The organism is Actinomycetospora aeridis (assembly GCF_037400275.1).
In the GTDB taxonomy this organism is placed as follows: Bacteria; Actinomycetota; Actinomycetes; order Mycobacteriales; family Pseudonocardiaceae; genus Actinomycetospora; species Actinomycetospora aeridis.
In genome coordinates this window covers 396,448-411,482 of sequence record NZ_JBBEGL010000006.1, presented here as the reverse complement: position 1 = coordinate 411,482, position 15,035 = coordinate 396,448, and the positions used below count along the sequence as shown (strand labels likewise).

Annotated in this window: 15 protein-coding genes; 10 read left to right on the top strand and 5 right to left on the bottom strand. The window is 74.7% G+C overall.

The window, feature by feature from the left end:
* Positions 1-33: 33 nt before the first annotated feature.
* The 3 genes from WCD41_RS23195 to WCD41_RS23185 form a co-directional block, all read right to left on the bottom strand.
* Positions 34-1,257: an MFS transporter gene (locus WCD41_RS23195; protein WP_337716879.1), complete on the bottom strand. Its 1,224-nt coding sequence runs from the start codon at positions 1,255-1,257 to the stop codon at positions 34-36.
* A 29-nt stretch (positions 1,258-1,286) separates the two neighbouring features.
* Entirely contained in the window at positions 1,287-2,462 is a 1,176-nt protein-coding gene (locus WCD41_RS23190) for an alkane 1-monooxygenase (RefSeq protein ID WP_337716877.1), read from the bottom strand.
* A gap of 80 nt (positions 2,463-2,542) precedes the next feature.
* Positions 2,543-3,136, bottom strand: a complete 594-nt coding sequence (locus WCD41_RS23185) for a TetR/AcrR family transcriptional regulator (RefSeq protein WP_337716875.1) — start codon at positions 3,134-3,136, stop codon at positions 2,543-2,545.
* A 281-nt stretch (positions 3,137-3,417) separates the two neighbouring features.
* On the opposite strand from WCD41_RS23185, the gene WCD41_RS23180 reads away from it, so the two are divergent.
* Entirely contained in the window at positions 3,418-4,242 is an 825-nt protein-coding gene (locus WCD41_RS23180) for a hypothetical protein (protein ID WP_337716873.1), read from the top strand.
* Positions 4,243-4,458: 216 nt separating this feature from the next.
* Here the strand turns inward: WCD41_RS23180 and WCD41_RS23175 are convergent, their stop codons facing one another.
* On the bottom strand, positions 4,459-5,733 hold the full coding sequence (locus tag WCD41_RS23175; RefSeq protein WP_337716871.1) for a cytochrome P450: 1,275 nt from the start codon (positions 5,731-5,733) through the stop codon (positions 4,459-4,461).
* A gap of 249 nt (positions 5,734-5,982) precedes the next feature.
* Here WCD41_RS23175 and WCD41_RS23170 point away from each other — a divergent pair, with 249 nt between their 5' ends.
* Both WCD41_RS23170 and metX read left to right on the top strand, forming a co-directional pair.
* Positions 5,983-7,293: a bifunctional o-acetylhomoserine/o-acetylserine sulfhydrylase gene (locus WCD41_RS23170; protein WP_337716869.1), complete on the top strand. Its 1,311-nt coding sequence runs from the start codon at positions 5,983-5,985 to the stop codon at positions 7,291-7,293.
* A 5-nt stretch (positions 7,294-7,298) separates the two neighbouring features.
* Positions 7,299-8,420, top strand: coding sequence for a homoserine O-acetyltransferase MetX (gene metX / locus WCD41_RS23165; RefSeq protein ID WP_337716867.1), 1,122 nt, complete (start codon positions 7,299-7,301; stop codon positions 8,418-8,420).
* Here metX and WCD41_RS23160 read toward each other — a convergent pair.
* Complete coding sequence (locus tag WCD41_RS23160) at positions 8,417-8,815, bottom strand: ArsR/SmtB family transcription factor (RefSeq protein ID WP_373695178.1); 399 nt, start codon at positions 8,813-8,815, stop codon at positions 8,417-8,419. The two genes, metX and WCD41_RS23160, sit on opposite strands and share 4 nt — an antisense overlap.
* A 65-nt stretch (positions 8,816-8,880) precedes the next feature.
* Here WCD41_RS23160 and WCD41_RS23155 point away from each other — a divergent pair, with 65 nt between their 5' ends.
* The 7 genes from WCD41_RS23155 (at position 8,881) to cobM (ending at position 14,972) form a co-directional block, all read left to right on the top strand.
* Complete coding sequence (locus WCD41_RS23155; RefSeq protein WP_337716865.1) at positions 8,881-10,005, top strand: DUF418 domain-containing protein; 1,125 nt, start codon at positions 8,881-8,883, stop codon at positions 10,003-10,005.
* A 58-nt stretch (positions 10,006-10,063) separates the two neighbouring features.
* The gene (locus WCD41_RS23150) at positions 10,064-10,783 is read left to right on the top strand and encodes an esterase/lipase family protein (RefSeq protein WP_337717019.1); all 720 of its coding nucleotides are present in this window, start codon (positions 10,064-10,066) and stop codon (positions 10,781-10,783) included.
* Between the two features lie 40 nt (positions 10,784-10,823).
* Positions 10,824-11,732, top strand: a complete 909-nt coding sequence (locus tag WCD41_RS23145) for an oxidoreductase (RefSeq protein ID WP_337716863.1) — start codon at positions 10,824-10,826, stop codon at positions 11,730-11,732.
* 68 nt (positions 11,733-11,800) lie between these two features.
* Positions 11,801-12,508: a PaaI family thioesterase gene (locus WCD41_RS23140; RefSeq protein WP_337716861.1), complete on the top strand. Its 708-nt coding sequence runs from the start codon at positions 11,801-11,803 to the stop codon at positions 12,506-12,508.
* Positions 12,509-12,582: 74 nt separating this feature from the next.
* Positions 12,583-13,017, top strand: coding sequence for a hypothetical protein (locus WCD41_RS23135; protein ID WP_337716859.1), 435 nt, complete (start codon positions 12,583-12,585; stop codon positions 13,015-13,017).
* A 12-nt stretch (positions 13,018-13,029) separates the two neighbouring features.
* The gene (cbiE, locus tag WCD41_RS23130; RefSeq protein WP_337716857.1) at positions 13,030-14,232 is read left to right on the top strand and encodes a precorrin-6y C5,15-methyltransferase (decarboxylating) subunit CbiE; all 1,203 of its coding nucleotides are present in this window, start codon (positions 13,030-13,032) and stop codon (positions 14,230-14,232) included.
* Positions 14,229-14,972, top strand: a complete 744-nt coding sequence (cobM, locus tag WCD41_RS23125; protein ID WP_337716854.1) for a precorrin-4 C(11)-methyltransferase — start codon at positions 14,229-14,231, stop codon at positions 14,970-14,972. Before cbiE ends, cobM begins: the two co-directional genes overlap by 4 nt.
* Positions 14,973-15,035: the final 63 nt, after the last annotated feature.

The following is a 15,035-nucleotide window of genomic DNA, read 5'->3' as shown; positions in this document are numbered from 1 at the left end:
CTCGTCGGGGGAGGGTGCCCGTTCCGGGCCGGGTCAGGCGTCCACGCGCTGCGGGTCCGCCCCCCGCCGGGCACGCACGACGAGCAGGCGTGCCACGACGGCCGTCAGGCCCAGGACCACGACGACCAGCCCGTAGCCCTCGGCGACCGGGCGCAGGCCGATCCGGACGGTGAGGAAGCCCGCGATCACCGCCGGGAGGCTGAAGGCCAGGTAGGCGACGGTGTAAGCGACGGCCATGAGCTCGCCGCGGTTCTCCGGCGCGGCGATCCGGGCCAGCGTGCCGAAGCAGGCCAGCGACGCCGACCCGAAGCCCAGCCCGGCGACGACGGTGCCGGCCGCGGTGCCCAGCGGCGAGCCGAGCACCAGCGCCGCGAGCGTGATCAGGGTGCCGAGGGCGAGCAGGCCGCCGGCCGGGGCCAGCAGCGTCTCCGGGGCGCGGCAGAACGCCACGACGGCGGTCGCGGCCCCGACGCCGCACAGGAGGGTCACGACGATGCCGCCGACGAGGTGGCTGCGCAGCCCCAGGAGCTCGGCGGCCACGGACGGGCCGAGCGAGAGGTAGAGCCCGCCGAGCGCCCAGCTCGCCGCGAGCGTCGGGGCGATCGCCAGGACCTCGCCGCGCAGCCCGGCGGGGATGCGGACGCGCGGGCGCAGCGAGGCCAGCGCGCCGGTGCGCCGCGGAGCGGTCTCGGGGAGGACGGCGAGCACCGCGGCGACGAGCACGAACCCGGCGAGCAGCACGATCCACACCAGCCTGGTCGGCGCCGGCGCGAACTCGACGAGCAGCCCGCAGCCGAGCGCACCCAGGGCGAGGCCGATCAGCGGTGTCGCGGCGTTCGCCAGGCCGGCCCGTCGGGGATCCAGGTCGACGAGCGTCGCCGCCATCGCCGTGATCGCGGCGCCGGTGGCCGCCCCCTGCACGGCCCGCGCGACCAGCAGCATCGTCACGTTCGACGCGACGAGGAACAGCACCACCGCCACCGTCTGCACCACCAGCGCGACGGCGAGCACCGGGCGGCGCCCGACGTGGTCGGACAGCCCGCCGACCACCAGCAACGACGCCAGCAGGAACAGCACGTAGACCGCGAAGACGATCGTCAGCGTCGCGGCGGAGAAGCCCCACGCCGCCTGGTACACGACGTAGAGCGGCGACGGGACGCTGGACGCGGCCAGGAAGAGCACGACGACCCCGGCCACCGCGGCGAAGAGCCGGCCGCGGCGGGCGGGGTCGAGGGCGTCGGCGGGTGCTGCGCTCACTCTCGTGGGCAACACCCGCGTCGGCCGTCTTATGTCCGGGCGTAGCGGGTGATATACCGCTCACGCTTGCGCGGGTGGATGTTCGCGAGCGTGACGTCGCCGTCGTAGTGGGCGAGCACCTTGCGGTCCATCATCGCGCGCCACAGCGGCGGGAACAGCGCCACCACGATCATCGAGCCGTAGCCGCTGGGCAGCTGCGGGGACTCCTCGAAGTGCCGCAGCGTCTGGTAGCGGCGCAGCGGGTTGGCGTGGTGGTCGGAGTGGCGCTGCAGCTGGTAGAGCAGCAGGTTCGACACGGTGTGGTCGGCGTTCCAGCTGTGCCGGGGGTCGGTGCGCTCGTAGCGGCCGTCCTCGCGCTTCGCCCGCTTGAGGCCGTAGTGCTCCAGGTAGTTCACGACCTCGAGCAGCGAGAACCCGACGACCGCCTGCAGGACGAGCCAGGGCAGCACGACCCAGCCGAACACGGCCACGAGGGTCACGAACAGCACGACCGTCATGGCCCACGCGATCAGGATCTCGTGGTCGAACGGCGTGTGACGGCCCTTCGAGCGGCGCTTGGTCTCCAGGTGCCACGACGAGCGCAAGCTGCCCCACACGGTGCGCGGCAGGAACGTCCAGAAGCCCTCGCCGAGCCGCGAGCTCGCCGGGTCCTCCGGCGTGGCGACGCGGACGTGGTGGCCGCGGTTGTGCTCGACGTAGAAGTGCCCGTACGCGGAGCTGGCCAGCGCGATCTTCGACAGCCAGCGCTCGACGTCCTCGCGCTTGTGCCCCAGCTCGTGCGCGGTGTTGATCGCGACGCCGGAGACCACGCCCATCGTCAGCGCGAGCCCGAGGTCGGCGTGCCAGGGCAGGTCCCACGTCGCCCAGACCCAGCAGCTGAACACGAGGCTCGCGTACTGGATCGGCAGGAACAGGTAGGTGACCCAGCGGTAGTAGCGGTCGGCCTCGAGGCGCTCGCGCTCGGACTCCGGCGGGTTGTCGTCGGTGGCGCCGAAGACGATGTCCAGGCCCGGGAGGACGACGAACAGGATCATCGGGCCGACCCACCACCAGCCGGCCCAGCCCGTGGCGGCGGCGAGCCCGGCGCCCAGGAAGGGCATCGCGGGCATCACGGTGGCCAGGGGCCAGAGGTAGCGCTTGCGGTCACGCCAGGGGCGCTCCGCGCCGGCGGCGTTCTCTCCGGTGGTCACTTCGGTCGTACTCATGGGCCTGTCTCCCTCGACGCGACGGCTCGCGTCAGAGTGTGCCGGTGTGACCCGCACGGAGACAAGACCCGATTTTTGTCTCAGTTTGGCGTTCGGAGTAGCGCGGTGAGGAGATGGGAGACGCGCCGGCCGACGTCGACCGGGTCGAGGGCCGGGGCGACGACGTGGGAGATGACCAGGCGGACGACGGCGTCGACGGTCTCCTCGACCAGCGTCGGCAGGAGCTCCGGGCGCCGCTGGACCAGCCAGGTGGCCAGCAGGGCGCGCGCCGACTCCCGGATGGCCTCCGAGCGCGACGTCAGGAACGGCAGCAGGCCGGCGTCGCCCGTGCGGCTGCCGGTCAGCACGGCGCGCAGCAGCGGGTTGTCGGCGGCCTCCTCGAGGGTCAGGCGCGTCGCGGCCGCCACCGCCTCGCCGACGTCCTCGTGCTCGGACAGCGCCTCGGCGATCGCGGCGAAGAACCGCTCGGCCTCGCGCGTCATCAGCGCCTCGCCGAGCCCGTCCTTGTTCCCGAACTCCCGGTAGAGCGTCGGGCGCGAGACCCCGGAGTCGACGGCCACCTCGCCGACCCGCACGTGCTCCCACCCGCGCTCGACGGTGTGCTCGTGGGCGGTCGTGAGGACCCGCTCGCGCACCTGCCGCCGGAACTCCAGGCGCAACGACTCGCCGGTCATGCGATCAGTGTCACGCACCGCAACCGGGGAGGAGCGCGGAGCAGGCCGGTGACACCCGGTCGGGCCTGAGGGTGCGCGCACAGGACCCAACGGCCTGGTGCTGCGCAAACCTCGCGACCGGAACAACTTCAGCGGCCGTTCGGTCGGTGGGCGCTGGGCTGGAGGGAGTCACTTTCTCAGGAGAGGCAACTGGTGAGTAACAGCCGTGTCCTTCTGCCGATGAGCGCGCAAACCACCCGGGTGCGCCCGGGGGTCCACCGTCCGGCCGAAGGGGTCCGCGCATGATCGCTCGTCGAGGTCGCCTGCTCCCCAGCGTGATCGTCGGTGCCCTCGTCACCGGCGCCCTGACCCTCGGCGCCGGGACGGCGTCGGCGGCGGGGACGTGCCTGCTAGGGCTGACGCCCTATCCGGTGCGTGGCGACGTGACCGAGGCGCCCGACGGCACGTGCCTGGTGAACGGCGTCAAGCCCACGGTCGACCAACTCCTCGGCGCCCTGGGCCTCACGAGCTCCTCGGACGCCGATGCCTCGGGTTCCGGCGGCGAGGAGCCGACGGGCGGGAACTCGGAGACCCCCGTCATCTCGGTGCCCATCCCGACGCTTCCGACCGGCGACGACACGTCGGTCGACCCGGCGACACCGACCGGGTCCGACGAGGGGACGGACGCCGGGAGCGGCGGGGCCGGCGGCCCCGATGCCGGCACCGGGACCAGCGGCGGGCCCGTATCGGGCAGTCAGACGGTCGGCGGTGGTCAGGCGCCGTCGGGTCTCCCGGCCCCCGACGTGCGGGGCGCCGTCGCGGCTCCGGCGCTCGCCGCACCCGGGGGGCTGGCGGCCGCACGGATGCCGCTGCTGAACTTCGGCACGCCCAACCCGGCCCTGCTCCTGGCCCCGCCCGGGAGCCCGCTGCGGACCATCGCCGGCGAGAACACCGGCTCGCCGGTCACGACCACGAGCGACGTGCAGGCGATGGCGTTCGACAACCTCCCGGGTGGGATGGGGACGCCCGCCGTCATCGGCGTGCTGATCCTCTCGACGCTCGGGGCCTTCGCCCTGCGTCACCGGATCCTCCGCCGCGCCCGCAGCACGCCGTCCGACGCCTCGTGACCACTCGATCGCCGTCTCGGTGACGATCGATGTCAGATGTGACACCGATCGTCACCAGGACCGCGATCTCGATCGTCGCGGATCGAGCGGGCGGCTTTCCTGACGTTGAACGTCAGCGTGGCCGCCAGGCTGGAACACCACGCGGCGTGTCGCGCAGCGAGCGTGTGGCGATCCTGGCGTCCCACGCCGGGAAAGCCGCATTGCTGGCACGAGCGCTCAGGAACCCCGCGCCGCGTCGGTGCCCGCCAGCGCGACGGGCAGGTGCTTGATCCCGTTGACGAAGATGCTGCGCAGGCGGTCGGGCTCGCCGACGACGCGCAGGTCGGGCATGCCGGCGAAGAGCTCCCGGAACATCACCGCGATCTCGCGACGGGCGAGGTGGGCGCCGAGGCAGAAGTGCGGGCCGTGCGCACCGAAGCCCTGGTGGGGGTTGGGGGAGCGGCGCAGGTCGAGGTGCTCGGGGTCGGTGAACACCGAGGTGTCGCGATTGGACGCCCCGTAGAGGAGCAGCAGCTTCTCGCCCGCGGCGATGTCCACGCCGCCCACGGAGGTGTCGGAGACCGCCGTGCGGCGCATCCAGTTGATCGGCGAGGCCCAGCGCACGACCTCGTCCACGGCGGTCGGGGTGACGCCCTCGACGTCGCCGGACCACAGCTCCCACTGCGCCGGCCGGAGGTGCATGCCCCAGACGCCGTGGGTGATCGCGTTGCGCGTGGTCTCGTTGCCCGCGACGCAGAGCAGGATGAAGAACGACGCGATCTCCTGGTGCGTCAGCCGCTCGCCGTCGACGGTGCCGTGCACGAGCGCGGAGGTCACGTCGTCGCCCGGCGTCGCCTCGCGCTCCGCGGCCAGCTCCGTCATCAGCGACGAGAGGCCGGCACCCGCGGCGAGGTAGTCGCCGAGCGGGTTGTCCGAGGTGACGTACTCGGGGTCGTCACCGGCGAGGATGACGTTCGAGTGCGCGAACACCTCGTCGCGTCGCGACTCCGGCACGCCCATCATCTCGCAGATGATCAACAAGGGCATCGGGGCGGAGACGTCGGCGACGAGGTCGAACGAGCCGTCGCCGTCCCGGGCCTTCGCGCGCGCCGAGGCGATCACCGAGCGGGCCACGCGCGTCACGTCCTCGAGCAGCGCCTCGGTGCGCCGCGGCGTGAACGCCTGCGCGGCGATGCGCCGGATCTTGGTGTGCCGCGGGGCGTCCATGCTGATCAGCGAGCCGAAGAACTCGCCGGCCTCGGGCGGCAGGTCGAGGATCGACACGGCGCCCTGCCCGGAGCAGAAGAGCTCCGGGTGCCGGCTGACGTGCTCGACGTCGGCGTGCCGGGTGACGGCGCGGAAGCCGGGGCCGGGCGGGAATCCGGGGAACTGCGGCTCGGCGAAGGTCGGCACGCCCTCGGCGGCGCGCAGCGTCCCGAACGCCTCGTAGCGCCGGGTCCAGGGCGCGGCCCAGAACTCGCGATCCCCCAGGTCCACGGTCGGCAGCGACATAGTTGGCAGGCTGCCAGCAACGGTGATCACGCGCCACGCGGGCACGTGACCAGGGCGACCCCCGACCGGGTCCTGTTGTGCCCCCCGCCCGGCAGACGGGAGGATCATCGGCGTGGTGCGGGTTGATCTCGAAGGGTTCTGGCCGAGTCGTCGTGCCGAGGCGTTCGACGAGTGGTGTCGCGCAGCGGCGGTACCCCCGGCAGACGCACGAGCACGACCCCGATCACCGACGATGGAGTTGAGCACCTCATGACCGACGCGAGCACCGGCTGGTCGTTCGAGACCCAGCAGGTCCACGCGGGCGCCGCCCCGGACACCGCCACGGGCGCCCGGGCCACGCCGATCTACCAGACGACGTCCTACGTCTTCCGCGACACCCAGCACGGCGCGGACCTGTTCAGCCTCGCCGAGCCGGGCAACATCTACACCCGGATCATGAACCCGACCCAGGACGTGCTCGAGCAGCGCGTCGCCGCCCTCGAGGGCGGGGTCGCGGCGCTCGCCTTCGCGAGCGGGAGCGCGGCCACCACGGCCGCGATCCTCAACATCGCCGAGGCCGGCGATCACTTCGTGTCCAGCCCGAGCCTCTACGGCGGCACGTACAACCTCTTCCACTACACGCTGCCGAAGATGGGCGTCGAGGTCTCCTTCGTCTCCGACCAGGACGATCTCCAGCAGTGGCGGGACGCGGTCCGGCCGAACACCAAGCTGTTCTTCGCCGAGACGATCGCGAACCCGGGGTCGAACGTGCTCGACATCGCCGGCGTCGCCGGGGCCGCTCACGAGGCCGGCGTGCCGCTGCTGGTGGACAACACCGTCCCGACGCCCTACCTGCTGCGCCCGATCGAGCACGGCGCCGACGTCGTCATCCACTCGGCCACCAAGTACCTGGGCGGCCACGGCACCACGATCGCGGGCGTCGTCGTCGACGGCGGCACCTTCGACTTCGGGGCGCACGGCGACCGCTTCCCCGGCTTCACCGAGCCCGACCCCAGCTACAACGGCCTGAAGTACTGGGAGGCCCTCGGCCCGGGCGCCTACGCCGCGAAGCTGCGCGTGCAGCTGCTGCGCGACACCGGCGCGGCGATCAGCCCGTTCAACGCCTTCCTCATCATCCAGGGCATCGAGACGCTCTCCCTGCGCCTCGAGCGCCACGTCCAGAACGCCCAGGCGCTGGCGGAGTGGCTCGAGGCGCGCGACGAGGTCGAGCGCGTCTACTACGCGGGCCTGCCCTCGAGCCCGTGGAACGAGGCGGCGAAGAAGTACCTGCCCCGGGGTGCCGGCGCCGTCGTGTCCTTCGACCTGCGGGGCGGGGTCGAGGCCGGGCGAGCGTTCGTCGACGGCACCACCCTGCACTCGCAGCTGGTGAACATCGGCGACGTCCGCAGCCTCATCGCCCACCCGGCGTCGACCACCCACAGCCAGCTCTCCGAGAACGAGCAGGAGTCCGCGGGCGTGACCCCGGGCCTCGTGCGCCTGGCCGTGGGGATCGAGAACATCGAGGACCTCAAGGCCGACCTCGAGGCGGGCTTCACCGCGTCCAAGTCAGCCTCGGAGTGACAACCGTGGCCGTTCTCCCTCCCGCCACCGGTGCGTGGCGGGAGGGGGACCCGGTCGGCGACCGGCGCTTCGTCGACGTCGGCGCCGTCACCCTGGAGAGCGGCGAGACGATCCCGGACGTCCGCGTCGCCTACGAGACGTGGGGACGCTTCGACGGGTCGAACGCCGTGCTCGTGCTGCACGCGCTCACCGGCGACTGCCACGTCACCGGCGACGCCGGGCTCGGACACCCGACGCCCGGCTGGTGGTCCGGGCTGATCGGGCCCGGCAAGGCCGTCGACACCGACCGCTGGTTCGTCGTCGCGCCCAACGTCCTCGGCGGGTGCCAGGGCACGACGGGGCCGTCGTCGCCGGCGCCGGACGGACGTCCGTGGGGGTCGCGGTTCCCGCGGACGACGGTGCGCGACCAGGTCGTCGTCGAGGAAAAGGTCGCCGACGCGCTCGGCATCGAGCGCTGGGCCGCGGTGCTCGGCGGCTCGATGGGCGGGATGCGCGCGCTCGAGTGGGCGGTCATGTACCCCTCGCGGGTGGAGCGGCTGCTGCTGCTCTGCTCGCCGGCGGCGGCGTCGGCCGACCAGATCGCGTGGGCCGCCCCGCAGATCGCCGCGATCCGCGAGGACCCGGGCTGGCACGGCGGCGACTACCACGAGCTCGGGCGCGGCGAGGGCCCCCACGTCGGGCTCGGCGTCGCGCGGCGGATCGCCCACAACACCTACCGGACCGCCGAGGAGTACGACACGCGCTTCGCGCGGCGGCCGCAGCCGGGGGAGGACCCGGGGGCGGACGGGCGCTTCGCGATCGAGAGCTACCTCGACCACCACGCCGAGAAGCTGGTGCACCGCTTCGACGCCGCGAGCTACGTCGAGCTCACCCGCGCCATGAACGGCCACGACGTCGCCCGCGGGCGGGGATCGCTGGCCGACGTGCTGGCCGGCATCACCGCGCGGACCGTCGTCGCCGGGTCGGTGTCCGACCGGCTCTACCCGCTGCACCAGCAGGAGGAGCTCGCCGCCCTGATCCCGGGCGCGGGCGAGGTGTGGCGCATCGAGTCGCCGTTCGGGCACGACGCGTTCCTCATCGAGGCGCGCCGGCTCACCGAGATCGTCGGGGAGCTCTTCCGGGTCTAGAGCGCCGCACGCTCGCCGACGACCTCGTGCAGCAGCGCGTGCACGGTGTCGTCGGCGAGGCGGTAGCGCACGACCCGGCCGGCGCGCTGGGTCGCGACGAGGCCCTGGGCGCGCAGCAGGCGCAGCGCCTGGGACGTCGTCGTGTCCTTCAGGCCGGCGGCGAGGGCGAGGTCGGACACGCAGATCTCGCCGGCCGCGTGGATGCAGAGCAGCAGCGTCAGGCGGGTCGGGTCGGCGAGCAGCGCGAACCGGGTGACCCAGGCGTGCATGGTGTCCCCGTCGGGGAGCGCGGCGATCGCGTCGCACACCCGGTGGTCCTCGTCGAGCGCACGGTGACGCTGCTCGAGACGGGCGGCGTCCTCCGTGGTGCCGTCCGGGGGCTCGGTGAGGTGCACCGAGCCATCGTGTCATCCTCACGCCGTCGCCGGTGGGCGGCACGGCGTCGGCAGGAGGATCACGGGTGACCGGACCGGCCCGGCTGGCCGCGCGGCAGGTCACCCCCGACCTCGCGCGGGGCCTGCTGCTCGCGCTCATCGCGGTCGCGAACGCGCACCTCTACCTCGTCGACCGGTCCATCGGCTACCGCGGCTACCCGTCCGGGCTCACGGGTGCCGACGCCGTCGTCGCCGTCGTGCAGATGGTGCTCGTCGACGGGCGGGTCTTCCCGTTGTTCGCCGCGCTCGTCGGGTACGGCGTGGCACGGCTGGCCGAGCGCGCGCCGGAGTCCGTGGTGCGGCGGCGCGGTCTCGTGCTGATCGGGATCGGGGCGCTGCACGGCCTGCTGCTGTTCCCCGGGGACATCATCGGCGCGTACGGGCTGGTGATCCTGCTGATGGCGCCCGCGGTCGCCGGGGTGACGGCGTCGTCGTCCCGCGGGCTGCTGGCGGCGGCCGGCGCGATCGGGGCGTTCGGCGTCCTGCTCTCGTCGAGCGCGAGCGGGCCGCAAGGGATCCCGACGGTGCCGTCGATCGCCGCGCCGACGCTCGGCGCGTTCCTGGCCGCACATCCCGGGGAGTGGTTCGCGACGACGCTGTTCTCCGCGCTGCTGACCGCGCCCGCGGTGCTGGTCGGCGTGGTGATCGCGCGGTCGGGGACCCTCGACGACCCGGTGGCGCACCGGCGGCGGCTCGCGCTGTGGGCGGTCGGCGGGCTGGTGGCCGGGGTCGGGCTGGGGCTCCCGCTGGCCCTGGCCGTGGCCGGCGTGTGGGCGCCGACGAGCGGGGTCGGTGCCGTGGTCGCCGCCGCGCACGCCGCGGGGGGCTACGCGGGCGCGCTGGGGCTGCTCGGAGTCATGGGGCTGCTCGGCAGCGTGTCCTGGCCCGGCCGTGACCTGATCGCGGCGGCGGGGACGTGGTCGATGACGCTGTACCTGTCGCAGTCGGTGGTGTTCGTGGCGGTGTTCGCGACGGTCGCGGGCGGGCTGGGCTCGTCGGCGTCGCTGACGACGGCGACGCTCGTCGGGCTGGCGACGTGGCTGGTCGGCGTGCTCGTCGCGGGCCTCCTCGCGCGCCGGGGCCACCGCGGCCCCTTCGAGCTGCTCGTCCGCCGTCTGACCTACCCCCGTACTCCCACCCGCCCTACGTGAGCGATCTTCGGGGCTATTGCACCCAAGATCGCTCACATAGGGTCGGGGGGTGACCGAGATGCCGCCACCGGTGCGCTGGTGGGGGCACCCCCTCGGCGAGGCCCGGCTGCACCTCGAGCTCGCCCGCCTGCTGCTCTCGTCCACCTGGCGCGGCGAGGACGTCCCGCACGGCACGGGCGCGCCGGTCCTGCTCGTGCCGGGGTTCCTCGCGGGCGACCTCTCGCTGACCGTGCTGCACGACTGGCTGCGGCGCATCGGCCACCGCTCCTACCGCTCGGGCATCTTCTGGAACGTCGACTGCTCCGAGGCCGCGGTGCGCCGTCTCGACCGTCGCCTCGCCGAGGTCGCCGACCGCGCCGGCGAGCCCGTCACCCTCGTCGGGCACAGCCGCGGCGGGCTGTTCGCCCGGGCGCTCGCCGCCCGCAGCCCGGGCCTGGTCCGCCGCGTCGTCGCCCTCGGCAGCCCGCTCGCCTCGCAGCTCGACGCCTCGGTGCTCACCCTCGCCGCGGTCGGCGGGGCACGCGTCGCCCAGAACCTCGTGCGCCCGCACCGGCGCCACTGCCTGACCGTGCGCTGCCCCTGCCCGTTCTCCGGCGACCTCGTGGCCCCGTCCCCGCCGCCGGTGGTCGCGATCTGGAGCCCCGAGGACGGGATCGTGCGGCCCTCGTCGTGCCGTCCCGACGACGCGGAGTGCCGCGAGGTCCGGGGCAGCCACGTGGGGCTGGGCGTGAACGTGGAGGTGTACCGCCACCTGGCCGAGATCCTCGTGTCGCGGTGACCACCGTTTGACCCATCGAGCGGCCGGGCACCGGTCCGTCATGACTGCGTGGACTGCCGCGGACATCGGCGACCAGTCGGGCCGCACCTTCGTCATCACCGGCGCGAACTCCGGGATCGGGCTCGAGGCCTCCCGCGAGCTCGTCCGGGCGGGCGCGCACGTGGTGCTCGCCGTGCGGGACACGGAGAAGGGCGCCCGGGCTGCTGAGGAGATCGGCGAGGGCGCGCGCGGCACCACCGACGTCCGTCGGCTCGACCTCGCGGACCTCGCCTCGGTGCGCGCGTTCGTCGCCGACTTCGAGGGCCCCGTCGACGTGCTGGTCAACAACGCCGGCCTCATGGCGATCCCCGAGCGGCGCACGGTCGACGGGTTCGAGATGCAGGTCGGCACGAACTTCCTCGGCCACTTCGCCCTCACCGGGCTGCTGCTCGACGTGATCACCGACCGCGTCGTGACGCTCTCGAGCGTCGCGCACCGCCTCGGCAGCATCGACCTGTCCGACCTGAACTGGCGCCGTCGCCGCTACCAGCGCTGGCTCGCCTACGGGCAGTCGAAGCTCGCGGACCTGATGTTCGCCTACGAGCTCGAGCACCGGTTCGTCGCCGCCGGGTCGCCGCTGCGCTCGATGGCCGCCCACCCCGGCTACAGCGCCACCAACCTGCAGAGCCGCACCGAGTCGGTGCAGGACCTCGGCATGAGCGTGCTCAACAAGGTCATCGCCCAGGGCCCGTCGATGGGCGCCCAGCCCACGCTGTACGCGGCCACCGTCCCCGATCTGCCCGGCGGCACCTACGTCGGCCCCAGCGGCTTCCAGGAGATCTCCGGGCCGCCGGTGCCGGTCGGCTCGACGGTCGCCTCGCACGACCGCGCCACGCAGGCCGCGCTGTGGGACCTCGCCGCGGAGCTGACCGGGGTCACGCCGCACGTCCGCGCGGGCGCGCGCTCCTGAGCACGGCCACGGACGCACCGCTCGCGCAGCTGCGGCGCTGCGTCGACGACGACCTCCCGCTCGCCCCGGTGCACGCGGCGGTGGGGGCGCGCCTGCGCGCGATCGAGCCCGGCCGGGCGGAGGCGACGATGCCGGCGGCGGACCCCGACGGTCTCGACGCCGCGCTGTGGGTGCTCGCCGACTTCGTCAGCGGGCTCGCCGTCACCGGCACGCTCGGGTCCGGGGAGCGCATCACGACGCTGCGCCTGACGCTGCACGTGATCGCCCGGGACGGCGTCACGGGGACGCTGCACGGGACGGGGTGGCTCGACGAGAAGTCCGAGGTCGGCCTGAGCACCGCCGTGATCACCGACGACGACGGCCGCACCGTGGCGCGGGCCGTCGGTCGCAACGCGATCCTCGCCGACGAGGTCGCCGCGTCGACGTGGCCCGGCCACGCGCCGGCCTGGTCGGACCCGCCGCGCCGGGCCGCCGACCTGCTCGCCGACGGGGCCGCGCCGGACCCGGCGTCGGTGAACCACGCGGGCGTGGTGCAGGGCGGGATGCTCGCGTCGCTGCCCGCGCGTGCCCTCGCCGACCTGCTCGGTGGCCCGGCCGACGAGGCGACCGCGACGTTCCTGCGGGCCGTGCCGGCGGGCCCGTCCGACGGACGGACGCTGCACACCGCGCCCGAGCTCGAGCACGGCGGGCGGCGGCTGCGCAGTGGCCGGGTCGTGCTGCGCCACGGCGACGACCGCACGGTGCTGACGGTGACGGGCCTGCGCTACGCGCCCTGAGCCATGACCTCCCCGGCGCGCCGGGCCGGCCCGCCCCCACCGTGACGGGAAGCGTCACGCGTCGGAGCCCCACGGTGGGCCTCGTCGCGTACCTCCTCGCGATCTCCGGGCGCACCGAGCTCCCCGGCGGCGCGCTGGTCGAGCTGCTGGGCGAGCCCGGGCTGTCGCCGGCCCCCGCGCGCCAGCTGTTCGCCCGCATGTTCGCTGCCGACCTGCTCGCCCACCACACCGCGGTCCGCGCCGCGCTCGCGGAGACCGACGACCCGCCGCCGAGCGCCGCGACCCTGCGCCGCCTCGCCGCCCTGACCAACCAGGCCAACCTGGACCTCCTGCGCGATCCCGGCCTGCCGCCCGGGCTCCGCCCGCCCGACTGGCCCGCGGACGCGCTGCGGGTCGACCTCGGCGCCCTCGCCGCGCGCTGGCTCCCGCCGGTCCGCGGGTACGTCGACGAGAGGGTCACCGCGCACGGGGGTGACGAGGCTCCCGGCGACGGAGCGCTGCCCACGTGATGAGGTGGCGCGGTGAGCGTGACCGTGGTCGGCATCGGCGCCGAGGGGTGGCCCGGGCTGGGTGAGCCCGCCCGCCGGGCCCTCGAGAAGGCCGACGTCGTCCTCGGGGCGCCCCGCCAGCTCGCGCTGCTGCCCTCGCTCGCCGCGTCGCACGTCACCTGGCCCTCGCCGCTGGTGCCCGCGCTGCCCGGGCTGCTCGCCGAGCACGCCGACCGCGAGCTCGCCGTCCTGGCCAGCGGCGACCCGACGTTCTACGGGATCGGGTCGGCGGTGCTGGCTCACGACCCGACCGCCGTGGTGCTGCCGGCGCCGTCGTCGGCGGCCCTCGCCTGCGCCCGGCTGGGCTGGGCCGCACAGGACGTCGAGGTCCTCTCCACCGTCGGGCGCCCGCTCGCCGCGGTGCGGGCCGCGCTCGCGCCGCGGCGCCGCCTGCTGGTGCTGGTCCCCGACGGCGAGACCCCGGCCGCGCTCGCGCGCGCCCTGACGACGTGGGGCCACGGCGCCGCGACGATGACGGTGCTCGGCTCGCTCGGTGCGCCCACGGAGAGCCGCGTCGACGGGCGCGCCGACACGTGGAGCCATGCGGCCGGCGACCCGCTCGCCGTCGTGGCGATCGCGTGCCCCGCGACCCCGGCGGACGAGCTGCTGGGCCGCGCGCCCGGCCTGCCCGACGACGCCTACTCCCACGACGGCCAGCTGACGAAGGCCGAGGTGCGCACGCTGTCGGTCGCCGCGCTGCGCCCGGTACCCGGCGCGCTGCTCTGGGACGTCGGCGGCGGCGCGGGCAGCATCGGGATCGAGTGGATGCGCCACCACCCGTCGTGCCGGGCGATCAGCGTCGAGGTCCGGGAGGACCGCGCGGCCCGCATTCGCGAGAACGCCGCCACGCTCGGCGTGCCGGGACTGCGGGTGGTGGTCGGACGGGCGCCGGAAGCCCTGGTCGGGCTCGAGGCGCCGGACGCGGTGTTCGTCGGCGGCGGGGCCTCGGCGCCCGGCATGCTCGACGCCGTGTGGGAGGCGCTGTGCCCCGGCGGGCGGCTCGTCGTCAACACCGTCACCGTGGAGGGCGAGGCCGCGCTCGTCGCGTTCCGGGCGTCCCGCGGCGGAGCGTTGCGCCGGATCGCCGTCGAGCGCGTCGCGCCCGTCGGGCGGTTCGGCGGCTGGCGCGCGTTCGCCTCGGTGACCCAGCTGATCCACCGGAAGGAAGCCGCGTGACCGTCCGCTTCGTCGGCGCCGGACCCGGCGCCCCCGACCTGATCACGGTGCGCGGGCTGCGGGCGATCGCGACCAGCCCCGTCTGCCTCTACGCGGGCTCGCTCGTGGGCGAGGAGCTGCTCGGGCAGTGCCCGCCGCACGCGCACAAGGTCGACACCGCGCGGATGACGCTCGACGAGATCACCGCGGCGCTGGTCGAGGCCCACGAGGCCGGCCACGACGTCGCGCGCCTCTGCTCGGGCGACCCGGCGGTGTTCTCCGCGGTCGCCGAGCAGACCCGCCGCCTCGACGAGGCCGGGGTGCCGTGGGAGATCGTGCCCGGCGTGCCCGCCTTCGCGGCGGCCGCCGCGGCCCTGCGCACCGAGCTGACCGTGCCCGGCGTCGGGCAGTCGGTGGTGCTGACGCGCGACGCCGCCAACGCGACGCCCATGCCGCCGGGGGAGTCGCTGGACGTCTGGGCCGCCGCCGGCGGGACGCTCGTGCTGCACCTGGCGGTGCAGCGCTGCACGTCGGTGGTGGAGGCGCTGCTGCGCCACCGGCCGGCGTCCGAGCCGGTGGCGGTGGTGGCACGGGCGTCGCGGGACGACGAGGTGGTGCTGCGCGGGACGCTCGCCGACATCGCGGAGAAGGTCGCCGACGCCGGGGTGCTCCGGACCGCGGTGATCGTCGTGGGGCCGGTGGTCGGGGTCGCCGAGGGCTGCGAGTCGCACCTGTACTCCGCGGCGCGCGCGCGGCCGTGAGGCGTCGCCTGCCGGTGTTGACCGAAGGGCACCGTCGCTCGGCTGGACGGGCAAGAGGTCCCC